The sequence below is a fragment of the Olleya sediminilitoris genome (assembly GCF_016785945.1).
GTDB classification, from domain to species: Bacteria; Bacteroidota; Bacteroidia; order Flavobacteriales; family Flavobacteriaceae; genus Olleya; species Olleya sediminilitoris.
The window spans coordinates 35,566-59,568 of the sequence record NZ_JAEMEF010000006.1; the positions used below are offsets into that span (position 1 = coordinate 35,566).

The 24,003-nt window shown below is 28.9% G+C and carries 23 protein-coding genes and 1 pseudogene; 19 read left to right on the top strand and 5 right to left on the bottom strand.

What is annotated here, in order from left to right; genetic code table 11:
- The first annotated feature begins 144 nt into the window (after positions 1-144).
- Together hisS and JAO71_RS08480 are read left to right on the top strand one after the other, a co-directional pair.
- On the top strand, positions 145-1,527 hold the full coding sequence (hisS, locus tag JAO71_RS08475) for a histidine--tRNA ligase (protein ID WP_203000223.1): 1,383 nt from the start codon (positions 145-147) through the stop codon (positions 1,525-1,527).
- Between the two features lie 13 nt (positions 1,528-1,540).
- Entirely contained in the window at positions 1,541-1,900 is a 360-nt protein-coding gene (locus JAO71_RS08480) for a hypothetical protein (protein ID WP_028291339.1), read from the top strand.
- Here JAO71_RS08480 and JAO71_RS08485 read toward each other — a convergent pair.
- The 3 genes from JAO71_RS08485 to JAO71_RS08495 form a co-directional block, all read right to left on the bottom strand.
- A complete protein-coding gene (locus JAO71_RS08485; protein WP_203000225.1) occupies positions 1,893-3,230 on the bottom strand; it encodes an exonuclease domain-containing protein in 1,338 nt (445 codons plus the stop codon). The genes JAO71_RS08480 and JAO71_RS08485 overlap by 8 nt on opposite strands.
- Complete coding sequence (locus JAO71_RS08490) at positions 3,227-4,000, bottom strand: XRE family transcriptional regulator (protein ID WP_203000227.1); 774 nt, start codon at positions 3,998-4,000, stop codon at positions 3,227-3,229. Before JAO71_RS08490 ends, JAO71_RS08485 begins: the two co-directional genes overlap by 4 nt.
- A 495-nt stretch (positions 4,001-4,495) precedes the next feature.
- Positions 4,496-5,173, bottom strand: coding sequence for a hypothetical protein (locus tag JAO71_RS08495; RefSeq protein WP_203000229.1), 678 nt, complete (start codon positions 5,171-5,173; stop codon positions 4,496-4,498).
- A gap of 331 nt (positions 5,174-5,504) precedes the next feature.
- On the opposite strand from JAO71_RS08495, the gene JAO71_RS08500 reads away from it, so the two are divergent.
- From JAO71_RS08500 to JAO71_RS08570, 15 genes and pseudogenes are all read left to right on the top strand, one after another.
- Positions 5,505-5,672 carry a hypothetical protein gene (locus JAO71_RS08500; RefSeq protein WP_203000231.1) on the top strand — a complete coding sequence of 56 codons (168 nt, stop codon included), beginning with the start codon at positions 5,505-5,507 and terminating at the stop codon, positions 5,670-5,672.
- 52 nt (positions 5,673-5,724) lie between these two features.
- Positions 5,725-7,623, top strand: coding sequence for an ATP-binding protein (locus JAO71_RS08505; RefSeq protein ID WP_203000233.1), 1,899 nt, complete (start codon positions 5,725-5,727; stop codon positions 7,621-7,623).
- Position 7,624: 1 nt separating this feature from the next.
- Positions 7,625-8,290, top strand: coding sequence for a DNA-binding response regulator (locus JAO71_RS08510; RefSeq protein WP_203000234.1), 666 nt, complete (start codon positions 7,625-7,627; stop codon positions 8,288-8,290).
- A gap of 260 nt (positions 8,291-8,550) precedes the next feature.
- Positions 8,551-8,817 (top strand): annotated as a pseudogene (locus tag JAO71_RS15945) (DUF6567 family protein); the annotation flags it as partial.
- A gap of 102 nt (positions 8,818-8,919) precedes the next feature.
- Positions 8,920-9,213, top strand: a complete 294-nt coding sequence (locus JAO71_RS08520) for a TM2 domain-containing protein (RefSeq protein WP_203000236.1) — start codon at positions 8,920-8,922, stop codon at positions 9,211-9,213.
- A 1-nt stretch (position 9,214) separates the two neighbouring features.
- Positions 9,215-9,607, top strand: coding sequence for a hypothetical protein (locus JAO71_RS08525; RefSeq protein ID WP_203000238.1), 393 nt, complete (start codon positions 9,215-9,217; stop codon positions 9,605-9,607).
- 2 nt (positions 9,608-9,609) lie between these two features.
- Positions 9,610-10,872: an ABC transporter permease gene (locus tag JAO71_RS08530; protein WP_203000240.1), complete on the top strand. Its 1,263-nt coding sequence runs from the start codon at positions 9,610-9,612 to the stop codon at positions 10,870-10,872.
- Positions 10,859-11,782 (top strand): hypothetical protein, encoded by a 924-nt coding sequence (locus JAO71_RS08535; protein ID WP_236011220.1) that lies wholly within the window; start codon positions 10,859-10,861, stop codon positions 11,780-11,782. The genes JAO71_RS08530 and JAO71_RS08535 overlap by 14 nt, the downstream gene beginning before the upstream one ends.
- Before the next feature lie 110 nt (positions 11,783-11,892).
- A complete protein-coding gene (locus tag JAO71_RS08540) occupies positions 11,893-12,357 on the top strand; it encodes a thermonuclease family protein (RefSeq protein ID WP_317193474.1) in 465 nt (154 codons plus the stop codon).
- A gap of 11 nt (positions 12,358-12,368) precedes the next feature.
- Positions 12,369-12,731, top strand: coding sequence for a hypothetical protein (locus JAO71_RS08545; RefSeq protein WP_203000244.1), 363 nt, complete (start codon positions 12,369-12,371; stop codon positions 12,729-12,731).
- Between the two features lie 85 nt (positions 12,732-12,816).
- Positions 12,817-13,464: a hypothetical protein gene (locus tag JAO71_RS08550; protein ID WP_203000246.1), complete on the top strand. Its 648-nt coding sequence runs from the start codon at positions 12,817-12,819 to the stop codon at positions 13,462-13,464.
- 301 nt (positions 13,465-13,765) lie between these two features.
- A complete protein-coding gene (locus JAO71_RS08555) occupies positions 13,766-14,500 on the top strand; it encodes a hypothetical protein (RefSeq protein WP_203000248.1) in 735 nt (244 codons plus the stop codon).
- A 2-nt stretch (positions 14,501-14,502) separates the two neighbouring features.
- Positions 14,503-14,880, top strand: a complete 378-nt coding sequence (locus JAO71_RS08560) for a PH domain-containing protein (RefSeq protein ID WP_203000250.1) — start codon at positions 14,503-14,505, stop codon at positions 14,878-14,880.
- An 84-nt stretch (positions 14,881-14,964) separates the two neighbouring features.
- Positions 14,965-16,713 (top strand): ATP-dependent nuclease, encoded by a 1,749-nt coding sequence (locus tag JAO71_RS08565; RefSeq protein WP_203000252.1) that lies wholly within the window; start codon positions 14,965-14,967, stop codon positions 16,711-16,713.
- Positions 16,714-17,051: 338 nt separating this feature from the next.
- A complete protein-coding gene (locus JAO71_RS08570; protein WP_203000254.1) occupies positions 17,052-18,074 on the top strand; it encodes a hypothetical protein in 1,023 nt (340 codons plus the stop codon).
- Between the two features lie 459 nt (positions 18,075-18,533).
- Here JAO71_RS08570 and JAO71_RS08575 read toward each other — a convergent pair whose 3' ends face one another.
- Positions 18,534-19,307, bottom strand: coding sequence for an XRE family transcriptional regulator (locus JAO71_RS08575; RefSeq protein ID WP_203000256.1), 774 nt, complete (start codon positions 19,305-19,307; stop codon positions 18,534-18,536).
- Positions 19,308-19,359: 52 nt separating this feature from the next.
- Here JAO71_RS08575 and JAO71_RS08580 point away from each other — a divergent pair, with 52 nt between their 5' ends.
- Positions 19,360-20,574 carry a DNA polymerase Y family protein gene (locus JAO71_RS08580; RefSeq protein ID WP_203000258.1) on the top strand — a complete coding sequence of 405 codons (1,215 nt, stop codon included), beginning with the start codon at positions 19,360-19,362 and terminating at the stop codon, positions 20,572-20,574.
- Positions 20,574-23,531 carry a DNA polymerase III subunit alpha gene (locus JAO71_RS08585; protein WP_203000260.1) on the top strand — a complete coding sequence of 986 codons (2,958 nt, stop codon included), beginning with the start codon at positions 20,574-20,576 and terminating at the stop codon, positions 23,529-23,531. Before JAO71_RS08580 ends, JAO71_RS08585 begins: the two co-directional genes overlap by 1 nt.
- A 2-nt stretch (positions 23,532-23,533) precedes the next feature.
- On the opposite strand, the gene JAO71_RS08590 is transcribed toward JAO71_RS08585, so the two are convergent.
- The gene (locus JAO71_RS08590; protein WP_203000262.1) at positions 23,534-23,965 is read right to left on the bottom strand and encodes a hypothetical protein; all 432 of its coding nucleotides are present in this window, start codon (positions 23,963-23,965) and stop codon (positions 23,534-23,536) included.
- Positions 23,966-24,003 lie beyond the last annotated feature (38 nt).

Genomic DNA, 24,003 nt, shown 5'->3' on the forward strand with positions numbered 1-24,003 from the left:
TTTTAATAAAAGCAATACTATTGTTTTTCCTTGTAAAAGTAAACAAAGACAACAGTATTATATATTTTTGTATTATTAGTATTTTAAATACTATTAAAGTAAAAAGTAATCATTAAAAACATTTCTGCTTTTGCAGGAAATATTATGGCACAAAAACCAAGCATACCAAAAGGAACAAGAGATTTTAATCCAGAACAAGTAGCAAAGCGAAATTATATTTTTAGTACTATAAAGTCTAAATTTCAACGTTTTGGGTTTCAACCAATCGAAACACCTAGTTTTGAAAACTCTGATACTTTAATGGGTAAATATGGAGAAGAAGGTGACCGTTTGATTTTTAAAATTTTGAATAGTGGTGATTATTTAAATCCAAAAAAAGGAGCTATTTCTCAAGAAGATTACATAAAAAGAGAGAGTAATTTGTTAACGAAGCAAATCTCTGAAAAAGCACTACGTTACGACTTAACAGTTCCTTTTGCTAGATACGTAGTACAACACCAAAACGAAATAGATTTTCCTTTTAAACGTTACCAAATGCAGCCCGTTTGGCGTGCAGATAGACCACAAAAAGGACGTTTTAGAGAGTTTTACCAATGTGATGCAGATGTTGTAGGTAGCGATAGTTTATGGCAAGAAGTTGAGTTTGTACAATTGTATGACGAGGTGTTTACAGCCTTAAAACTTGAAGGAACAACCATTAAAATTAACAACCGGAAAATATTATCTGGTATTGCAGAAGTTATTGGTGCTAGTGATAAATTAATAGATTTTACTGTTGCTTTAGATAAGTTAGATAAAATAGGAGAAGCTAAAGTTAAAGAAGAAATGCTTAGTAAAGGTATCCCTGAAGAAGGTATAATTAAGCTTCAACCATTATTTACATTATCAGGAGATTTTGGGTCTCAAATCGATAGCCTAAAAACGATATTGTCAACTTCTGAAGAAGGACAAAAAGGTATTGAAGAGTTAGATTTTATTAATAATGCAATTGAAATTTTAGGTCTAAAATCGGCTAAATTACAATTAGATGTTACTTTAGCTAGAGGTTTAAATTATTATACAGGCGCTATTTTTGAGGTTTCAGCACCAAAAGGTGTTGCTATGGGATCCATTGGTGGAGGTGGTCGTTATGATGACTTAACTGGTATTTTTGGTCTTAAAAATGTAAGTGGAGTAGGTATTAGTTTTGGATTAGATCGTATTTATTTAGTTTTAGAAGAGTTAGGTTTGTTTCCTGAAACAATCACAAAATCTACTGAAGTCTTATTTATAAATTTTGGTGAAAAAGAATCGTTATTTAGCTTAAAAGCAATAAAAGCTTTAAGAGAACAAAATATTAATGCCGAGTTATACCCGGATAATGCTAAAATGAAAAAGCAAATGAATTATGCTAATAAGCGTAATATTCCGTTTGTTGTATTAGTAGGTGAAGAGGAATTGAAAAATAATCAATTCACTTTAAAAAATATGATTTCTGGTAATCAAGATAAAATTGATTTACAGACTATGATTTCTAGACTAAAATAAGCACATTTAATATATGACTATCCAAAAGCTACCTGGACAATACCAAATTGAAGGTAGTAATCAGGATGATAATAGTTCAGGTTACAAAGGTATTTTAGACTTACAGTTGGATGAAAATAACAGAGTTAAAGCTAAATGGCTAATTAATAATAATCAAGAGCAGTTTGGAACTGGTTTTTTTAAACACAACATCTTAGTTATTAATTTTAATTATAAAGGAGAAGATAATGTTATTTACAAAGGCGTTGTAGTTTACAAATGTGTAACCAATGATATATTAGAAGGTTTTTGGTCAGAAAAGCATGGTAATCCATTGTATTTAGGAGAGGAACGTTGCTTTAGGATTAAAAAAACGCCAATACCAATCAATTAGCTTGTATCGTTTTTCTTAAAATTTTCTGGATATCTAAATTGTCTTTCTGCGGAATTAAATAATGTTCTAATTCTTCTTGATTATTAATTTGTTCTGTTTTATCAATAAATCCATAACCTTGATATATGCTATCTTTTATAAGTATAAAACCCTCTTCGTTGGTATGTCTACCTTTTTGTTTGATAACCATATCCTTTTTTGAATTAATTGTAAACTGTATCGCAGAATTTACCCTAAGGTTATAAGCCTCAACAGATTCATTAGCATCACAAATTCCTTTACAAGTTTTTATTTTGTAATGTGAGCATTGTGTAATACCATCTTGTAAGTGACAAAACTTGGGGCACAATTCAAAATCATTACAAAGTTTTTCTAAGTATGATCTACATTCTGCAATATTAGAAAAGGTTTCAATTGGGTTAGGTGTTGCTTTAAAATTGTTATATGCTAAGTGTTTTATACCTTGTCTATCTTCATAACTAAAAATTGAAAATGCTTTAGGTGTGCGTTTAGAGACTATATTAAATTCTGGGTAATGTTCTTTTATAGCTGCATCTTCCATTAATAAAGCAATCAGTTCTGTTCCAGAAAGTTCAAAGTCTATATCAGAGGTGTTTCGGCATAGGTCTAAAGACTTTTGAGCTTTACTGTAAAAGTGGCTTAAAACACGTTTTTTGATGTCTTTAGCTTTGCCAATATAAATAATTTTTCCTTTTTTGTTTTTAAAGTAATATATACCAGCTTTATTGGGTAAATTATTAAAAACAGATGTCGGTAAGTTGGAAGGTAATGTCGCTTCTTTGGAAGATTTTTTTAAAAAATCATTAAACACGGTTTCAGAGTCTTGCTGATTAAGTAGTAATTCAAATAAAATAACCGTTGCTTCCGCATCTCCACGTGCTCTGTGTCTGTCTTCAATATTTATATCTAAATCGTTACAAAGTTTACCTAAGCTATAAGATTTGTGACCTGGTAAAAGTTTTCGTGATAGTCTTACTGTACATAATTTTTTTCGATTAAAATCTATGTCTATCTCTTTAAATTCGTTTCTAATAACATTATAATCAAAATTGACATTATGGGCTACAAAAATGGTGTCTGAGGTTATAGCCAAAACATCTTCTGCAATCTCTTTAAATGTAGGTGCATTGGCTACAGTACCATTATCAATACCTGTTAGTGTTGTGATGTAAACAGGTATGAAAACCTCTGGATTTACCAAAGAAGTAAATTCATCTACAATTTTATTTCCATCGTATTTAAATACTGAAATTTCAGTAATCTTATTAGTTGGACCACTAGTTTCTACATCAATAATAGTATACATCATTTTATACTTTTTTCTAATGCTTTTAACTCAATACCTAACTGATTAAACATGTTAAGTATACTACTTATTTTTAATTCTTCTTGACTGTACTCTTGTGTGTTAATACTGCAAGTAAACTCCCATATTTCCAATACTTCGTTAATTGAAATACTGTATTTTTGATAGTTTGAATTGTCAGATATTAATGTTAAAGTTTGGTTTGCGTCAATGTTATTTTGGACGCGTTTATAAACCATACCATCATTGATGGTTACCAATACATAAGTGCGACCACTTTTAATCTCGTTTCTATCTTCTATAAAACGACCAATAACAAACGATCCGTCTTTCATGGGTAACATAGAGTCTCCTTTGATAGGAAATGCGCGATGTTTTCCGGTAGGTAAAAACGGAAGCTTTATTTTTTGTAACTGCTCAATATATTCTGGGTCATCATAACCTGATAAATATCCCGCAGAGGCTTTTACAGGAACAATCTCAATTAAGTCATCATTAGCATCGTCTACAGTAATAGGAAACAGTATACGTTGTTCATTTAACTGAATAAACGTTGTCGCATTACTTTTTGATAAGTCATACTTTAATAGTAAATCTATAGTGATTTTGAAATGTTTTGATAAAGAAATTAAAAACTCAATAGTTGGAGCAGATCTTTTTTCTTCATAGGATCCAATTCGGGATCTTGACACATTAAGTATTTCTGCTAAATCTTGTTGAGATAGATTTTTAAGACCTCTTAAGTGTTTTATGTTTGTAGCGATGTAATTCATTATGCTACAAATATAGGTAAGAATAACTTGTATTTGTAGTTTTTGTTTAAGTCAACGCTAGTTATTTTTCAAAACGAAACATTACGACTTGATCTTTAGTGTTTTAAAAAACTGAAAGATATTTTTTTAAATACTATAAAAATTAAGTATTCTGATTTACAATCCAAACGTATTCACAATCGTATGCAAAAGAAGTTGCATACATTAAAATTAAGCATAAAAAAACGGTTTAGAAAACTAAACCGTTGATTTTTAATGTGTAAATTTTGTAGCGAGAACGAGATTTGAACTCGTGACCTCCGGGTTATGAATTCTAAATTTGAATACGTTTAAGCCTAAATATAGGCTATACCATGCTACTTCTATAAAAAATCGTATGCAGTTTAATCTTTTGATTAATAAATATTTCAGAGCAATTTAAAGAAAATATTGGTACATCTTATTATATTTTTCACCATTTTTTTATCACTAAGAGTACTTGAAGGAAATTGATTTTTAATAGCTTGAACAAATATGTTTCTTAATCATGTAAACTGTTATTGGTTTCAAGGTTTTTCCAGTTTCAGGATGTAACCCATAACTTGTAAAATAATTTAATTGTTTCTTTTTATTCTTACCATACCATAATTTGACATCTCCATTTTCTGAAAAATAGGAGGTTTGGCAATTAGGTTCTATCATTTTGAAATTTTCAATACTCTCTTTTTTATAAATTTTAAGTAAATTAGATTGTAACATGTCTTTGATAAATGGAGATTCTTCATAATGGTCATTTTGCCAAACCATCCATTTTTCATTATTTACTTTAAATATATTAATTGTAAAAAGTAACAATATAAAGATAGCGGTAGTAATAATGGGAGTTTTATTTTTCACCAAAAACGGTGTTGACTTTTCCGTTATTTCTAAATTAGTATTTAGACTAGGTTTTATATCACTTTCTGTTCCTAAATATTGTTTTAATGCTTCTGCAGCATAAATTTTTAAAACAATTGGTTCGTCTCCATTTTTTATAGCTTTATTGTATTTAATTCTTAAAATTTTTTCTCCATAAGGTTCTCCAGTATTTTCATTTATATAATCAGAAAGGAATGTACTGATGTGTGTTTTTTTTATAAATCCCTGTTCTTCTTTAGCTTTTAAGTAAGCGTCCAAAAGTAATTTTCTATGCATATAATTCTAGTTTTTAGGTGTGGAAATTCTTTTCCATAAACTTTCCATATCTATTCCATATAATTTTACCAAATCGTTTTTTATTTGACACAGAGTTTGAAAATGCCTTCTCGTAATAAGGCTTGCGAGTTTTTTATTCTCTTATGTGAAGTATTGCTTAGTACCAAAATTGTAATTGGAAAGTAACAATTTTTATTGAGTAATAGACTTCACTCTTTCCAAAATAAATGAAGAGTTACCTCTTCTAATTTAGTGTGTTGCTATGCAAATATAAAAATCTGATAAAACTATCGGACAGCAACACTATTGTCAAATTTTAAATTTTAATAAAATGAAGAAATTATTTATTATAGTGTTTACGGTTTTCCTTAATGTTGCATTTTATTCATGTACTCCAACTAGTTTAGACGACGAGTCTGATAAAGTTGAAATGGGTACAGGTGGAGAAGATGGAGAGATTCTTCCAGAAGATCCGGAAGATGATGGAGACAACGATTAATTTTTTTTAATATATGGGTAAAAAATAATTTAATAGTTAATAAATTAGAGGAATGAAAATAGTCAACAAATCATTCCTCTTTTTTTGCTTAATAAACTTATTTCTGAGTTCTGTTTTGTCGCAGGAGACTCTCAATGATGAAGACAGTATTGCATTTTATTACAAAAAAGCAAAGGATAAAACTATAGGTTTTGAAAGTAGGCTAAATTTAATTTCAAACGCATTAAATCGTGTAAATAACAATACAGAAAATAAATATTTTCTTCAAATAATAAACACAAAAAGCTATCTGCACTATTCCTTGAAACAAACAGATAGTGCATTAATTTTTGCAAAGCTTTTATTGGATAGGAGTAAGGAGAGTGAGGATTTTAAAATGCAAAAATTGGCATTAAAAAAATTAGCAGACTACAACCGAATAAATTTAGATTACATAGAGTCATATAAGTACTATGTTAATTTGAAAGAATTAAGTAAAAAAACGGAAGACACTTTATCTGCTATAAAAGCCTTACAATTTATTTCAAGTATCCAAAGTGTAATAGGTTTACCTTATGAAAGTGAAGCTTCAGCAGTTGAATGTTTAGGTTTGTTAGATGAAATAAACAGCACATCTAAAGTCTTAAAATCTAAAGTAGGTATATATAATCAGTTAGGTATTATATATAAAGATTTGAAAAACTATCAACGAGCATTAATACTTTATAATAAAGCTTTAGCTATTACTAATAATACAGGATATATCTCTACCTTATTAAATAATAAAGCAAATGTGTATAGAGAGTTAAACAAATTTGAAGAGGCAGAAAAGCTCTTAGATAGTGTTTACAAAAGAAATATTAACAACAAAAATAGCGCCATCAGAAACAGAGCATTAGATAATTTAGGCTTTGTACAATCCAAACTCGATAAAGAAATCGGTATTCAAAATTTAAAATTAGCACTCAAATATAGAGAGAAAGATAATGACGAATTTGGTGTTTATACAAGTTGCATGCATATAGGTGAACATTATTTAAACAAGAATGAAATAAAAAATGCTAGATTTTATGCTTTAAAAGCATTTAATATTGCAGAAAAACTTGAAAGTAAAACATATACATTAGAAGCTTTGGAATTGCTTAATAAGTTATCAGATGATAAGTATGTGAAAGAATATATTACGCTCAAAGATAGTATACAAGAGGCTAAATTAAAATCAACTAATAAATATGCTTCGGTTAAATACGACTATGCTAAACAAACACTTTTAGCTAAAGAAAATGAATTAGAAAAAGAAAAACAGAAACGCCTGAAGTTTGTATACTTAGCAGGTATTATTTTAATACTAATTAGTGCAGCTTTTTTGTATTTTTTATTGAAAGCAAAACATAAAAAAGAAAAATTACAGCAAGTATTTAATACTGAAGCTAGAATATCTAAAAAGGTTCATGATGAAGTCGCTAATGATGTTTATAAAGTAATGACTAAACTTCAAAGTAATGATAGTTCAATATCCAATGATTTTGTTTTAGATGATCTAGAATCTATTTACACAAAAACTAGGGATATTTCTAGAGAAAATAACTCTATAGAAGTTGAAGAAGATTTTGAGAACTTAATTACAGATCTTTTACTAAGTTTTAAAAATCAATCTACCAATATTATTACTAAAAATTTATCCAATTTAGATTGGACTTCTATTTCCGCATTAAAGAAAATGGCTATATATAGAGTTTTACAAGAATTGATGGTTAATATGAAAAAACATAGTGAAGCTTCTTTTGTAGTAGTAAATTTTTCAAAAAAGAACGAGAAACTTATTATTAAGTATACAGATAACGGTAAGGGTAGTACATTAAAGAAAGCAAATGGTTTGGATAATGTGGAAAACCGTATTTCTGCAATTGATGGAACTATTACATTTGAAACAGAAAGCAATAAAGGCTTTAAAGCTCTAATAATAGTATAGTATGTTTAAAAATGTTTTAGTCTCAGACGATTTATTAAGTATAAACCAAGGTGTTTTAACGATATTAGAAACCTTGAACATTAATAAAGTGCAGGAAGTACAATATTGTGACGACGCTTATTTAAAAATTAAGAAATCTATTTTAGATAACCAACCTATAGATTTATTGATCACGGATTTATCTTACAAAAAAGATCATCGAGATCAAAAATTGAATTCTGGTGAAGATTTAATTATGGCTTTGTATAATGAATATCCTAAACTAAATGTTATTGTTTATTCGATAGAGGACAGGTTACAAAAAGTAAGAACTTTAGTTAATAAATATAATGCCAAGGCTTATGTTTGTAAGGGTAGAAAAGGATTGGTGGAACTAAGTAAGGCTATCGAAACAGTTTATGCTGGAGAAAAATACCTATCTCCACAAATTCAGTCAGCATTATCATCAAAAAGTAATATTGAGATAACAGATTTTGATATAGAATTATTACAACAACTTTCCTGTGGTTTATCTCAAGATGATATTTCTAAATTTTTAAAAACAAATAACATATCTCCATTTAGTTTAAGTTCTGTTGAAAAAAAAATTAATAAACTTAAAATTCAATTTGAGGCAAATAATACAATTCATTTAGTTTCAATAGCTAAAGACCTCGGACTTATTTAATTTTCTTAAGGCTTAAATGCTTGTAAATAAGTCTTTTATTTGCAGTTTATGGTATACCGTAATATATAAAATATTCTATTATATAAGTTTGTATCTGTAAGTCGGAACTAACCGAAAACAGACTATAAACAGAAGTAGGTGCTTAATTATAAACTTTTTAAATAATGAAAAAAGCCTCTATTTTATTACTAATTGTCTCTCTTTTTTTTACTAGTTGCGCATCACATTATGGTTTGCCTAAAAATTAGAATCAAAATACAACAGAAGTTATTTTAACAAAAAATAATTTTAGAGTTGTAGATATTGTTAAGGGAGAAGCAGAAGCGACCTATATTTTTGGAATAGGTGGTTTAGCTAAAAATGGATTGGTTGCAGAAGCTAAAGCAACAATGTTGAAAAAAGCAGGTATGAAAGGAACAGCAAGAACAGTTGTAAATGAAGTTGTAGAAGTCAAAACTTCAGGGTTTCTTTTTATAAATAAATATAAGGTCATAGTATCTGCTCAAATAGTGGAGTTTATTGAATAAAGTTAACTGTTAATTTGATTATATCCAGAGCCTTACGGAATTCCGTAAGGTTTTGTTTGTTTATGGGTTTAAGTTTGAGGAACTAAACTAAAACAACAAATTATGAATAAACATTATTTATTATCACAAATGAAATCATCAGGAACTGCATACTTGTGTTGGTTCTTTTTGGGATGCCATTATGCTTACTTAGGAAAATGGGGTTTACAGTTTTTATATTGGTTTACTCTTGGAGGTGTTGGTATATGGTGTCTTATCGATTTATTTCATATTCCGGCAAAAGTTAGTAATCACAATATGATAATTAGTAGTCAAATTGCAGAAATTGAAAAGGGTGAAAAAGAAGAAAATCACTCAAGAAATATGGCAATGATTGCAGCATCTAAATATAATTAATATGATATCTACTGAATTGAAGAGTCATTTTCTAAGACTTTATCAAATAGCTTTTGCTGACGATAATTTTGATGTTTTAGAAATGCAGATGCTTTATAAGTTTGCAGAAGAGCGAGGATTGAGTAAAGATCAACTTAATCAAATTTTATTAAATCCTTCTCATGATACATTAATTCCTAATTCATTGGAATTAAGAGTAGAGTATTTATACGATCTGGCAATTATGATTTGGGCTGATGGTAAAGTTACTGAAGACGAATATATTACTCTAAAAAAGTATTGTAAGAAATTTGAGTTTTTAGATGAAAATATAACAGAACTAGCAGATTACTTATTGAAATCAGCAAAAGAAGGTGTGAGTAAAGAAAAAATTATAACTGATATAAATTCATAAACATGGGAGCGATCAAAAAAATTTTTAAATTAAAGAATAGCGAACCAAGTAATTTTTTGACAGATACTACGGGAGAGGCAAGAGAACAAGTTAGGATAACTTACTATCAAAGTGGGTATGGAGCGTCCAAGAAAGCTGAAGGTAACCCTGTGACATTTGGAGTAGGTTTACATAACTTATTTAATACTTTTGAAAACCTATGTAGAAAACAACTTAATGAACAAAAAATATTAAAACAACCTTACATTGAATCTCAAGAAAGAGAACGAACAGAACTAAAAAAAAGAGAAACAGCTAAATCCATTTATGAGGATCAAATAAAAGGTATTGAAGACAAAATTGATAAAGCTAAATTCGAAATTATTGATGTTAAACAGTATCCTGATAAATATGGTATTGACTCAGACAAAAGACCTAAAGCACAGTTTTATATTGGATTGTTTTTATTGTTGCCAATAACAATTTACCTTTTTGTCTTTTATATTTCAGCGACATATTCAGCTTTTTTTAAAGATTTTGAAACAGATAGCTTAACAGCTGCTATTTTTGACTCTAACGCTTTCGCTAAAGCTATAAGTGATGGATGGTTGGAAGCTATTTTTGTTGGAACTTTGCCATTTGTTTTTATGGGGCTTGGCTATTTAGTACATATGTTTCATAAAATTAAAGGTTGGAAGTCAATCATTAAAATAGCATCACTTTATGTGTTAACATTCATTTTTGATGTGATTTTGGCATACTTAATAGAAAAGAAAATCTTTTTATATGACGCAGTGCTAGGACAACAATTTTCACCTGCTGATGCTTTGGGTAGTGTTAATTTTTGGGGGATTATTTTTGCTGGATTTGTTGTTTATATTATTTGGGGTTTAGTCTTTGATTTTGTGATGAAAGAACATGAAAACGTTGATAAAGTCAAAGTTTTCATACTAAATCAAAAAGAGACCATAAAAAATGCTATCAAAAAGAAAGGAGAACTAACTATCCTTGTTGATACAGTGGAAAAAGAGATAACAGCAATTAAAGGTAAAATCACAGAATTACAAGCAAAAATTGATGGTTTTATTTTTCCCGTAAAGGAGTATTTGCATTATCATTATCAATATGTTGAAGGTTGGTATCAGGCTATAAATTCAGAATTACAATTTCCTATAAAACAATTAGATGAAATAAGAGAGAATTGTGAGGTAGTTGCTTTAAAACATCTTGAAAATTTAAATCTTAAAGATCTTGAAGTTCAGAATATTATCTATGAAAAAAAATAAAATGATGAAAAATAAAATTAACATATTTTTTTTACTTTTAATTGTTGTTTCCTGTAAAGAAGACGTTAACAAAGGAGATACAGATATAGAAGTAAATACAAAAACGTCTGTATCGCATAAATCAAAGGACAACTTAAATATTAGTTTTTTATTGGATTTGTCAGATAGAATAAGTCCAGAAAAATATCCAAATAGTACAATGGAATATTATCGTAGAGATATAGCCTATATTAAATCTGTGTCCGAAGCTTTTGATATGCATTTAAGAGGTAAAAAAGTTAGAGCAATTAATGATAAAATGCAATTGTATTTTGATCCAGAACCTAGTAATCAAAATATCAATACTATTTCTAACAGTTTAAAATATAGTCTTGACAAAAAGAATGTAACGTTGTCTGTTCTTGATGATATCAAAGAAAGTTATGCTTCAAAGCCACAAAAAATATATGACTTGGCAATTGCAGACAATAAGTATGTTGGATCTGATACTTGGCGTTTTTTTAAGTCAAAGGTTAATGATTATTGTATTGAAGAAAATTATAGAAATATTTTAGTTGTCCTAACTGATGGTTATATCTATCATAAAAACACTAAAATTAAAGAAGATAATTTAACAACATATCTAACACCTAGTTTTATTCGAGAAGTAAAATTAAATAATAAAAATTGGGAGAGTAAAATTGAAGATCAGCAATTTGGTTTTATTCCAGCAGTTCATGATTTATCTAATCTAGAAATCCTTGTTCTAGGTATTAATCCGGATAATAAAAATCCTTATGAGGAAGATTTAATTAAAAAATATTGGAGCGATTGGTTTGATGCTATGAAAGTGAGACATTATCAAATTAAAACATCAGCATTACCATCTAATCTGGATAAAATAATTAAAAATTTTATTTTAAATAACTAGTTTAATTGTATTTTGCTTAAGCTAAAAATCATAACCAAACCATGCCAAAACTATTCATAGTATTTTTTTCTGTATTCTTTTGTTCCATTGTAATTAATCAGCCCATATTAGTGAAAAAAACTAATATACATGGTAAGGTTGTAGGGATCATGGATGGAGACACATTTAAACTTCTTTTAAGTGATTCAACCACAGTAAAAATTAGATTAGCCAACATAGACTGCCCAGAAAAAAAACAGCCATTTTCAACAAAGGCAAAGCAATTTGTTTCTAATGCAATTTTTAATAAAAATGTCACCGTTCAAGTATTAAAAAAAGATAGGTACAGACGTTTAATAGCTAATGTCTTTTACGGAGATTCAATAAATCTAAACCATCAATTGGTTGAAAATGGATTAGCATGGCATTATGTGAAATATTCAAAAGACACCATTTTACAAAGTTTAGAAGATAAAGCTAAAAAAGATAAATTAGGTTTGTGGCAAGATCCAAATTCTATTTCTCCTTGGCAATGGAGAGCCAATAAAAAAGAAGCTTCTAGAATTAAAAAACTTAATAAAGCAAAAGCTAAATAAACTTTGTATTTATGAAAGCTTTAAAAATTGTATTTTTTTTTATTGCATTTTCTTTTGGAGTTAATGTGTTTTCGCAAACTGTTTACACTACAAAAACAGGCGAAAAATATCATAAATCAACATGTCATTATTTAAAATATTCTAAAAAAGAATATAGTTTAAGCAAAGCTATCACTTTGGGGTTTAAAGCTTGCTTAGTGTGTAAACCAAATAATAAAACAGTAGATGCTGGCAATGCTTTAGCAAATAGAAAACAAACAAATATAACACCAACTAAAGCTACTGTAGCAAAACAATGCACAGGTAAAACAAAAGCAGGTAAGCGTTGTAAACGGAAAACAAAAAACGTTAATCAAAGGTGTTATCAACATTAATGTAATTTGTACAGATTACGGTTTTCCTCTTTTTTATTAGGCTTCTGCTATATAGCTTTGAATCAAATATTAAAAACTATATGTTATGAGAAAATTATTTACAGTTCTAATAGTGCTTTTACTTATTTCCTGTTCAACTCCGCTAGATAAAAAATACAATGAGGCTAATTTTGAAAGTGATGCTAAAGAAATAAAAGAGAGCGGTAAGCTTTCTGAAGAAGAAGCAAAGTTAATGGTAGGCTATATATTAAAAGCGAAATTGAGAGGAGAAAACATTGAGGGGAAATCGTATAATGAAATCATTCAAACTGCAAAAGACTTTAAAAAAGAACAGTTACAACTTGCAGAGAAGTCTAGAATTGAAGAAGAAAATAAAAGACAGAAACTAAGTAGTGCATTAACTGTGGCTATGTATGATAAAGGTTATGATAAATACGATTATCAAGATTATTTAACATATAGCTTTGTGTTTAAGAATAAAACAGATAAAGAAATTAGAGCCTTTAAAGGGAGTGTTTCTATTCAAGATTTATTCGATACAGAAATCAAGGTTATTAATTTAATAGTAGATGATGCCATCAATTCTGGTGAAACAGTAAGGAAAACCTATACTTCAGATTATAATCAATTTAAGGACGAAGATTCTAGGCTTAGAAATAAGGATATGGAGGACTTAAAAATAATTTGGACTCCTGAGAAAATTATTTTTGCAGATGGATCAACTTTAGAATAATAAATTAACGTCAAACGGGTTATTCGATTTTAAAGCTTACCATGATTTTAGTAGAAAATAGATATGTGTCAAATATAACAACAAAAGTATTTTGATAGAAGTCTATAATGACTGGCTTGCTAAGCTTAGCTGTAAATAGTTTTATTTACGATTTTTTACAGAATTGTTTTTTAAAAAGGCTTTATATTTAAACACTCTCCCTAATTATAATTGATTTTTCATAAATGTATTTTGTTGTCAGCTTGGTGCTAAAACAAAATGTGTGTTCTATTAAAAGTATCTAACTAAAACAATAAATAACATGAAAAAAACTATTTTAATTCTATTTGCATCGCTTTATCTTATTCCTCAAAATAGTAATGCTCAAAATGAAGGTGCTGCGGTAATAGCTGGAGTACTGGCTATTGGAGCCGGTATTGGAGCTGTAGAGCAAATTAAAGAACAAGCAGAATTAACTGCAACACAATGGATTTTATCAAATCACCCAGAGCTTAGTAGCTTCTCATTACAAACATTAGATTTTAATGGTAAAAAATTAAAAGATATGTCTGCTGTTTCAGTGATGACATTTAAAATACAAGAATTTACACCTTCAGATAAGCCAGAGTTGGATGGAAAAAAACAAGTCCTATTTGGATTTACTTCAGCAGGTTGGATTAGTAAATATGGGATTAATTTTGAAAAAGTTAATTGGCACTTAGTTGATAATGCAGAGTGGTTAAATATGATGGTATCTTATGTTAAAGTATCATCCAGTGAGAAAAATACTTCAGAAATTAAAAGCACCTTAAAAGAAGGTAGAGTTGTAAACAAAGGAGTGAAAGTAAAAAATAAGTTAGTAATACCTTTTTTTAAGCTAACAGGAGACATGTATTTTGTTACAGATTATTCTTCAAATATGAAACTTGTTTATAACGAACGCTCATTAGGTATCTTTTTAAAAGATACTCAAGATTTAGTGCAAATTAGTCGATCGGGTATTATAGATATTCATCACTTTTTTTTTATGAAGGATAATTTATTTAAAAAAATATAATAATGGGATTATTAAATAAAATATTAGGTAATGCAAGTCAAGCATCTACAGAACAGTTAAACGAAAAATACGCACGCTTATTAATTGTTAACGAGGAAATAGAATTAGGTTTCAAACTTTTTAGGGACGTATTTATGTTTACTAACAAGCGTTTAATATTAGTAGATGTTCAAGGTATAACAGGAAGTAAAATAGAGTATAAGTCTATGCCTTATAAAAATATTTCTAGATTTTCTTTAGAAACCTCAGGAACATTTGATTTAGATGCCGAACTTAAAATCTGGATTTCAAGTGAGAATATCCCATCGGTTAGTAAAAAGTTTAATAAAAGTATAGATGTTTATGAAGTACAAAAATATCTAGCAGGAAAAGTGATGTAATGCATAACCAAAACAATATTATAATCTGTTTTAAAATTTTAAGAAAAGAAAATAAAATAGTAGTAGTTTAAAAAGTAAATATATATGAAAATCATATCATTTGGAGTAAATAATTTTAGAGGCTTATCAGGAGGGATAACTAATAACACTATAGAGTTTAAGGACTCAAATACTATTTTTTTATTAGGACAAAATAATGTTGGAAAATCAAGTTTTTTGAAGGCTTATGAGTACTTCTATGAGAATAAAAATATGACCGCTGAAGATATATACAGAATTGATGTTAAAAATAATATTGAATTTGAATTAATACTTCAACTGGATGATTTTGATTTTGAGAAAGAAGCGATTAAAAAAAAGCAAGAAGGACTTAAAAAATGGTTGAATGAAGATAATTTACTAAAAATAAGAAAGGTAATTAAGTCAAAAGCAGGTAAGAAAATCACTTTTGAGAAAACAGAAAATTATACTTGGGATTATACCAATGAAAAATGGGAGAAAAAGAATTATGGAGGTATTGGTTTAGATACAGTTTTTCAGTCGGCTTTACCAACACCTATATTTATAAAAGCTATGCCGAATGAAGGAGAAGTGGAAAGTATTATTAATGAAATATTAAAGCAAAAAGCTTCACTAAACTTAAAAGATAAAGAAAGGCAGGAGCTAAAAGATGCTCAAGATAAGATTCAAGAACTACAAGATAAATTATATAACCCTGAATCTATTTTATCTTATAAAGAAGAAGTTAATAAACATTTTCAAGAGCTTTTTCCAAATACAAAAATTGAGCTTGATGAAAAGGATAAAGTAAAATGGACGGAAAATTCAATAGGTAAAAGTTTTTCAATTCATTTTGAACAAAAGAATAAAGATGGTATGAAAGATGATTCCATACCAACAAATTATGATAAAGTAGGTCATGGAGCTGTTCGTTCTGCAATATTTTCTTTATTATTAATGAAAGATATCGCTGAAGAATTTGAAAGAGTTATAAACAGAAAAGATTATATAGTACTTTTTGAAGAACCTGAACTTTTTTTGCATCCAAAGTTAATGAAACAGTTAAGGTCTTTAATCTATAAAGTAAGTGAAGCAGAGTCGCCATACCAAGTTTTATGTGCTTCGCATTCACCCCAAATGATTGATATTACTAAAGAAAAATCCTCTTTAGTAAGAATGGTTAAGGATGATTTTGGGACTATATTTTATCAAATAAATGACGAATTTTTAAAGGAATCCAGAGAGATACAAACTAAAGTGCAACTAAAACAAGAAATGAATGAACTATTGAGGTTTAATCCTTTTTTATGCGAATCCTTTTATGCGGATGAAGTTATTTTAGTTGAAGGGGCAACAGAAGAGATAATTATTAGAGGGTATTTGTCCGAGGTTGAGGTGTCTAAAGACCTTTTTGTTGTAAACTGTGGCACTGTTACTAATATTCCATTCTATCAAAAGATTTTTGCTAGATTTTCAATAAAATATCATGTGATTTGTGATACAGATTCAGCAATACAAAATGGGGTTGATGAAAACTCATTACCAATTTTTGATTCAGGAATTCAAAAATCAATTTATGAGCAATGTAAAACAGATTACTTACGTGATAATTATCAATTGGGTTTATTTCAGCTTCATTCAACAACATTTGAGCCAGCACATCAACATGAGGATTTAAATAAAGAATTGAAATATCCAAATTACAATGTCTCTGATGGTAAGCCATATAACGCAAATTTATACTGGAAAGATATTTTATCACCAAATTTAAATCATAAGGATATTAATTCTGTTCCTATAATAAAATACCTTAAAAATATAGTTGAGCATTAATTTCACTAGCAATCTATGCATACACAACAACACTTCCAACAAACCTTTTTAATATAAAAATTTGGTTACCTAAATTTGGTGGTGCTTTTCAGCACGCTGGTATATTTAAACCTAATACCAAAGAAAAAAGACGTACGTATTTTAGAAATATGCTAAGAGGTTACGTTGAGAATATCATATTAGACTTCGAATTCAATAACTTAACGTTTTATCATATTTCATTATTAGTTATAAGATAAGATTTTGTGTGTTATTATTGACTGCAAAAAAAATAATAAAACCAAAAGCAATATTATAAAGGGATTAATTAAAAAACAAAGAATAACAATTATAGACTAATGAAACAATTTTACTTACTACTATTACTTGTGTTTTCAACACAATCACAAGCAGAAACAAACCCGATAAATGTAGTCGATTTAAATTTTAGAATGTCTGCAATGTCAATACATCAATTAGCTTATGGATTTGCAAAAGGCGATAAAATAATACTTAACTACACTGAAGAGAGAGGGAAAAAGCTTAAAAACTTTGAAGTATTAGAATATAACGGTTCTAATATCTATTCAGACTTTAATGTAGTTAGCATAAATAATAAAGAGCTTACTATAAAGAAAACAGGTATCTATATTTTTAAATTTGAAAGCACGTCTTTAGCAAGACGTATTTGTAAATTTAAAATAGATAGGATTCCAGTATCAGAAGATTTAGTGTCTTTTAATACAACAGTTAAAGAGCGTACATTAACAGATACTACCTATACAGTTAGACAAGAACGATATATTAAAAGCGAATCCTATAAAGTAAGAGAGATTACAAAAAATCAACAATTTTATGTAAATAGTGGTTCTAACGCTTTTTTTAAAGGAGGGAAATCTAGAGTGGTTTTACCTTTTAATTTACCAACTAATACAGTAAAATGGTATTATTCGGTATCTTCTTTTAGAGATAAAACAAAGATAGAAAGTACATCTAGTCAAATTAATTTAGTTGCTGATTTAAGCCAATTAATTGATGAAACTGGAGCTTTAGGGTTTGCTATTGAACAATTAGGTAATCCTCCTGGAGCAGATTATTGTGATGTGTATTTATTAGATCATGCCAATAATAGTCTTTTTTTAAATAAAGAAGCTTTTATGCATTTTCCAGTTGGTACAAGAGAAAATATTATTGCAGCTAATGTTGAAGTTGGAAATTCTTGGTCAGAACAAATGTATTTAGGCATTAAAAATCCAGATTCTACACATGGTATTAATGTATTAGTAAGTATTGCAGCAATAGTTTTAGAGCAAGAAATAGGTGAAAGAGAAATTAAAACACCTCATGTAACTTATACTAAAGAGTTATACCTAGAAAACTAATTGAAAAAATGAATAAACTTGCAGTAGAATAACTTGAAAATGTTTTATAAAGTTATTGAATAATGAAGATGTTACTTAAGTCTTCGGTAATATCATCTCCATAAAATCAGAAGAGATGTCAAGATGTTTTACAAAGCAACATGCTTGAAGATTTTACAGAAAAGATTATAACTCTTTATCATGAAATCTATGATATTCTAAAAACCATTGCGCATAAATTCGATTTTAATTATCCACCAATTACAAAAGATGAGGTGTTTAAATCGAGTTTTGAGTAAGTTGAGAATTAAAAAAAGTATAATTAAGTAAACTATTAGGAACATAGAACTCAAAGTTAAATTATCAGAAAGAAGTAGCTATAAATTATATTGAGAGATAAGAGTCAAACTAAATCGATAGGATTATTATTAAATAATTTAGTTTAGATTTAAGGAAAGCATTTTTCATGTTTTAAACCTACTATTTCAAAGTTTCCTCTAAAGCCTTCAACTCCATACCTAACTCATTAAACATACCTATAATACTACTAAATTTTAATTCCTCTTGCGTGTATTCTTGTGTATTGATGCTGCAAGTAAATTCCCAAATTTCTAAAACTTCATTGATAGGTACATTATAGTTATCATAGGATTTATTGTCTGACTTTAGTAATAAAGAATTGTTTAAATCAATAGTATTATAAACACGTTTGTAAACCATGCCATCATTTAAAGTCACTAACACATAAGTTTTTCCATTTTTAATATCACTTCTATCTTCAATAAATTGACCAATAACAAATGTGCCATCTTTCATTGGAAGCATAGAGTCTCCTTTTATAGGGAATGCACGATGTTTTCCTGTAGGTAAAAAAGGTAATTTTATTTTTTGTAGTTGTTCAATATATTCAGGATCATCATATCCTGCTAAATAACCAGCAGACGCTTTTACAGGTACTACTTCAATTAAATTTTCATTGTCATCATCAACAGTTATTGGAAATAGTACTCGTTGATTGTTCAATTCTATAAAAGAGAAGTCTTTAGCTTTAGTCAAATCGTTACGTAATAAAATGTCTATTGGTATTTTAAAGTAATCTGAAAACGTAATTAAAAACTCAATGTTAGGAGCAGATCGGTTCTCTTCGTAAGAGCCTATCCTTGATCTAGTAACGTTTAACTCTTCTGCAAGTCCCTCTTGAGATAGCTTTTTGAGAATTCTTAAATGTTTAATGTTTTTGGATATGTAATTCATAATACTACAAATGTAAGCAATGATTACTAAAATATGTAGCTAATTTTGCAATATGCAAAATAATATTTTACATCTAGATTTGGATACGTTTTTTGTCTCATGCGAAAGACTAATAGATAGTCGTCTAAAAAACAAACCTTTATTAGTCGGAGGGACAGGGGATAGAGGTGTAGTGGCAGCTTGTAGTTATGAAACTAGAATGTTTGGTGTTCATTCTGGTATGTCTATGAAAGTGGCTAGACGCTTATGTCCAGAAGCTATTGTTATTAGAGGAAATGCTTCAATTTATACAAAGTTTTCACATCAAATTACTGAGATTATAAAAGAAAAAGTTCCAGTTTTTGAAAAAGCAAGTGTTGACGAATTTTACGCAGATTTATCAGGAATGGATAAATTTTACGGTTGTTATAAATATGCTTCAGAGCTTAGACAAAAAATAATTAAGGACTCTGGATTACCTATTTCATTTGGATTATCTGCTAATAAAATTGTATCTAAAGTAGCAACAGGAGAAGCTAAACCAAATAACCAATTACAAATAGACTCAGGTTTTGAAAAAGATTTTTTAGCGCCATTGTCCATTCGTAAAATACCATCGGTCGGAGAAAAGACATATCAAGTTTTAAGAGGTTTAGGAGTGGATAAAATTAGCGTCATCCAACAAATGCCATTAGAAATGATGATTAGCGCGTTAGGTAAAAATGGACGTACTATATGGAAGCGTGCTCATGGTATAGATAATCCACCTTTAGTACCATTTTATGAGCGCAAATCTCTATCTACAGACCGTACTTTTGGAAAGGATACCATAGATATGGTTAAGCTTAGAACTACCATTTTTGCTATGGCAGAAAATTTAGCATTTCAATTACGTAAAGGAGATAAACTAGCAGGTACGTTAAGTGTTAAAATCAGATACTCAGATTTTAATACCTATTCTAAACAGGTTAAAATACCCTATTCTAGTGCAGACCATGTTATAATTCCTAAAGTTTTAGAATTGTTTGAAAAGCTTTATGAGCGTAGATTATTAATCCGATTAGTGGGTGTGAAAATTAGCGATATAGTAACAGGAAATTATCAAATTAATCTTTTTGATGATACCGAAGAAATGTTAAGTCTTTATAATGCAATGGATACAATAAGAAATAGATATGGGGATTTAAGTATTATGAGAGCCTCTGCAATGGGAGCTAAAACCATTGGTAGGTTTGATAATCCTTTTAATGGAGAACCACCAATTTTATTAGCACATCGTAACCAATAATGTATTTAAATTGTCATTCATATTATTCTTTGCGTTTTGGAACGTTTTCTGAAATCGATCTCTTGGATTTAGCTCAGACAAATGGACTAAATAGAATTGCGTTGACAGATATTAACAATACATCTGCTTGCTTAAATTTTGTACGTCACGCAAAAAAACGCAAAATTAAGGCAATAATTGGTATAGATTTTAGAATTGGTGCGCAACAAAACTATGTAGGCTTAGCAAAAAACAACGAAGGTTTTAAGCAATTAAACCAATTTTTGTCAAAACATTCTGAAGAAAAAATGAAATTGCCTGATATTGCGCCAACTTTTGACGATGCTTTTATAATTTATCCTTTTGAAAAAATATTACAGCATAATAAAAATACTTTTGCAAAAAATGAATTTGTTGGTGTATCAATCGCTGATTTGCGCAAGCTTAGATTTTCAAAATTAAAACATCAAAAAAGTAAAATTGTTTTATTACAGCAAGTAACAGTTAGAGATAAAAAAGATTTTAATGCTCACAGATTATTAAGAGCCATAGATAATAATACATTATTAAGTAAACTAGATAAATCAGAAGAGTGTAATCCTTCTGATAAAATGTTGTCTATAGACGAATTAAATACTGCTTTATCTGAATTTCCTTTTATTTTAGAAAACACAAAAGCTTTAATGCAGCAATGTGATATTAATTTTGGCTTTGGTGATGAAAGAGAGTCTCAAAACCAAAAACTATACACTGACTCGTTTGAAAATGATTGTTTGTTACTAGAAAAATTATGTGATCAAGGTTTGCCTAAACGCTATACTAACCCAACACCAAAAGTGTATGCACGTTTAAAAACAGAATTAGACACTATCAAGTCTATGCATTTTGTTTCCTTTTTCTTAATCAATCACGACATTGTGTCTTACGCTAAAAGCAAAGGTTATTTTCATGTTGGTAGAGGTAGTGGAGCAAATAGTATTGTAGCTTATATTATTGGAATTACAGATGTTGATCCAATCGAGTTAGACTTATATTTTGAGCGATTTATAAACCCATTCAGAGCATCTCCACCAGATTTTGACATTGATTTTTCTTGGAAAGATCGCGATGATGTGACAGATTATATTTTCAAAAGATTTAAGCATACAGCTTTATTAGCAACTTACAACACATTTAAGTATAGAGCAGTAGTTAGAGAGTTAGGAAAGGTGTTTGGTTTGCCAAAAGAAGAAATAGATAAGCTTAGTAAGAATAATTATCAGATCGCTAGCTTAGATGACATTTCAAAATTAGTTTTAAAATATGGTAAATTAATCGAAGGATTTCCAAACCATTTAAGTGTGCACTCCGCAGGAATATTAATATTAGATAAGCCAGTACATTGTTATTCCGCTACAGATTTACCTCCAAAAGGATTTTCTACTGTGCAATTTGATATGATTATTGCAGAAGATGTTGGTGTGTTCAAATTTGATATTTTAGGACAACGTGGTTTAGCAAAAATTAAGGAAGCACTTGAAATTATAGCAGAAAATAGACCAGAATTACCACTAATTGATATTACAAATGTAGAAGCTTTTAAAAAAGACCCTAAAATAAATAACCTACTAAAATCAGGAGGAGCAATTGGCGCTTATTATGTGGAGTCTCCAGCTATGAGAGGCTTAATGCAACAACTACAAACACAAGATTATTTAGGATTAGTAGCAGCAAGTTCTATTATCAGACCAGGTGTATCTGGTTCAGGAATGAAAGAAGAATTTATTAAAAGACATCGTCACCCAGAAAAGCGTAGAGAGGCACATCCAATATTATATAGTATTATGCCAGAAACTTATGGTGTAATGGTGTATCAAGAAGATGTTTTGAAAGTAGCAAATCAGTTTGCAGATTTAACTTTAGGCGAAGCAGATGTACTTAGGAGAGGGATGAGTGGTAAGTTTAGATCTAGAAAAGAATTTGAAGCAGTCGAAGAAAAGTTTATTCATAATTGCAGAAATAAAGGGTATGCGGACGATTTAATTTTTGAAGTGTGGAGTCAAATTAAAAGTTTTGCAGGTTATGCATTTGCAAAAGGACATTCGGCGTCTTATGCTGTAGAAAGTTACCAAAGTTTATATTTAAAATGTTATTTTCCATTAGAGTTTATGACTGCTGTGCTTAATAATGGCGGTGGTTTTTATAGTGCAGAACATTATTTTCATGAAGCCAGACAACAAGGTGCAACTGTTTGTTTGCCTTGTATAAACACAAGTGATCATCCAAATAAACTAATTGGTTCCTCAATTTATTTAGGTTTTGGTTATTTAAAAAAATTAGAAACATACACAGTAAAAAGAGTTTTAACAGAAAGGCAATTGCATGGTTATTTTAAATCGTTAGATGATTTTATTGATAGGGTTTTGATTAGTATTGAACAATTAACAATTTTAATAAGAATAGATGCTTTTAGATTTACTAATAAACCTAAAGTAAAATTACTTTGGGAAGCTATATTTAAATTGAATGCTAAAGGAAAAGAAAGCATACAATCTAAATTATTTAACACAGAACATAAGCAATTTTTTTTACCTAAATTAGATAATAATTGGATTGAAAACGCTTATGACGAAATGGAGTTGATTGGTTTTCCTTTATGTAATTATTTTGATTTAGTTGATCAACCTATGGAAGCCGGACATTTAGCTTCTGAAATGAATCAGTTTATTGGTAGAAATATGCTTATTTATGGAAACCTAGTAACTACGCGTTATAATAAAACATCACAAGGCAAATTAATGAGGTTAAGTACTTTTGTAGACCGAAAAGGGGCTTATTTTGATGCTGTTCATTTTACTGATGTAGTCAATCAGTATCCAATTAATGGATTAGGTGTTTATGCATGTTACGGTAAAATAACAGGTAGATTTGGATTTTATAGCATGAGTATTATTTGGAGCAAAAAACAAGCAATACTTAAAGATCCTAGAAATGAATAATTTTAAAAAGTATTTAAATATACTAAACTCTTTGTTTCTATATCATAAAAAGGAGATTGTCCATGTTGATTTTTTTCTAAATTATTAATTGGCAAATAGCGTTGCGTTATTAGTGACTTTAAATCTAATATGTCTTTTTTGGTAGCAGGTTTGTTTTCTGATGATGTAAGTAAAGCTTTTAAACCGTCTGCAAGTATGTTTCCAGCAGCAGCATTTCCAATTCCAATAGCACTAATGGATTCATTTTTGGTTTGTTGTGGAGTTGAAGTAGTGCTTATGTTTTTACTTTTTAGTTGAGAAGTGGTTAATGTATTAGGTACAACTTGTCTATAATGGTAAGCTTTAGATCGGCATGAGTTGCTACAGTATTTTTGTACACGTCTACGTGTTGGTTCAAACTCTTTATAACAATATTCACAAGTGTACAGTTTCATTTTTATGTAATTTAGCGTAAAACAAACGTTTGTTTTAC

What these genes read in the sequence shown, in the direction of transcription:
- JAO71_RS08550 (WP_203000246.1), top strand. Translation starts at nt 12,817, where the DNA reads ATGAGAAAATTATTTACAGTTCTAATAGTGCTTTTACTTATTTCCTGT.
- JAO71_RS08545 (WP_203000244.1), top strand. Translation starts at nt 12,369, where the DNA reads ATGAAAGCTTTAAAAATTGTATTTTTTTTTATTGCATTTTCTTTTGGA.
- JAO71_RS08580 (WP_203000258.1), top strand. Translation starts at nt 19,360, where the DNA reads ATGCAAAATAATATTTTACATCTAGATTTGGATACGTTTTTTGTCTCA.
- JAO71_RS08510 (WP_203000234.1), top strand. Translation starts at nt 7,625, where the DNA reads ATGTTTAAAAATGTTTTAGTCTCAGACGATTTATTAAGTATAAACCAA.
- JAO71_RS08485 (WP_203000225.1), bottom strand. Translation starts at nt 3,230, where the DNA reads ATGATGTATACTATTATTGATGTAGAAACTAGTGGTCCAACTAATAAG.
- JAO71_RS08490 (WP_203000227.1), bottom strand. Translation starts at nt 4,000, where the DNA reads ATGAATTACATCGCTACAAACATAAAACACTTAAGAGGTCTTAAAAAT.
- JAO71_RS08570 (WP_203000254.1), top strand. Translation starts at nt 17,052, where the DNA reads ATGAAACAATTTTACTTACTACTATTACTTGTGTTTTCAACACAATCA.
- JAO71_RS08560 (WP_203000250.1), top strand. Translation starts at nt 14,503, where the DNA reads ATGGGATTATTAAATAAAATATTAGGTAATGCAAGTCAAGCATCTACA.
- JAO71_RS08535 (WP_236011220.1), top strand. Translation starts at nt 10,859, where the DNA reads ATGAAAAAAAATAAAATGATGAAAAATAAAATTAACATATTTTTTTTA.
- JAO71_RS08555 (WP_203000248.1), top strand. Translation starts at nt 13,766, where the DNA reads ATGAAAAAAACTATTTTAATTCTATTTGCATCGCTTTATCTTATTCCT.
- JAO71_RS08505 (WP_203000233.1), top strand. Translation starts at nt 5,725, where the DNA reads ATGAAAATAGTCAACAAATCATTCCTCTTTTTTTGCTTAATAAACTTA.
- hisS (WP_203000223.1), top strand. Translation starts at nt 145, where the DNA reads ATGGCACAAAAACCAAGCATACCAAAAGGAACAAGAGATTTTAATCCA.
- JAO71_RS08585 (WP_203000260.1), top strand. Translation starts at nt 20,574, where the DNA reads ATGTATTTAAATTGTCATTCATATTATTCTTTGCGTTTTGGAACGTTT.
- JAO71_RS08530 (WP_203000240.1), top strand. Translation starts at nt 9,610, where the DNA reads ATGGGAGCGATCAAAAAAATTTTTAAATTAAAGAATAGCGAACCAAGT.
- JAO71_RS08480 (WP_028291339.1), top strand. Translation starts at nt 1,541, where the DNA reads ATGACTATCCAAAAGCTACCTGGACAATACCAAATTGAAGGTAGTAAT.
- JAO71_RS08565 (WP_203000252.1), top strand. Translation starts at nt 14,965, where the DNA reads ATGAAAATCATATCATTTGGAGTAAATAATTTTAGAGGCTTATCAGGA.
- JAO71_RS08500 (WP_203000231.1), top strand. Translation starts at nt 5,505, where the DNA reads ATGAAGAAATTATTTATTATAGTGTTTACGGTTTTCCTTAATGTTGCA.
- JAO71_RS08495 (WP_203000229.1), bottom strand. Translation starts at nt 5,173, where the DNA reads ATGCATAGAAAATTACTTTTGGACGCTTACTTAAAAGCTAAAGAAGAA.
- JAO71_RS08575 (WP_203000256.1), bottom strand. Translation starts at nt 19,307, where the DNA reads ATGAATTACATATCCAAAAACATTAAACATTTAAGAATTCTCAAAAAG.
- JAO71_RS08520 (WP_203000236.1), top strand. Translation starts at nt 8,920, where the DNA reads ATGAATAAACATTATTTATTATCACAAATGAAATCATCAGGAACTGCA.
- JAO71_RS08525 (WP_203000238.1), top strand. Translation starts at nt 9,215, where the DNA reads ATGATATCTACTGAATTGAAGAGTCATTTTCTAAGACTTTATCAAATA.
- JAO71_RS08590 (WP_203000262.1), bottom strand. Translation starts at nt 23,965, where the DNA reads ATGAAACTGTACACTTGTGAATATTGTTATAAAGAGTTTGAACCAACA.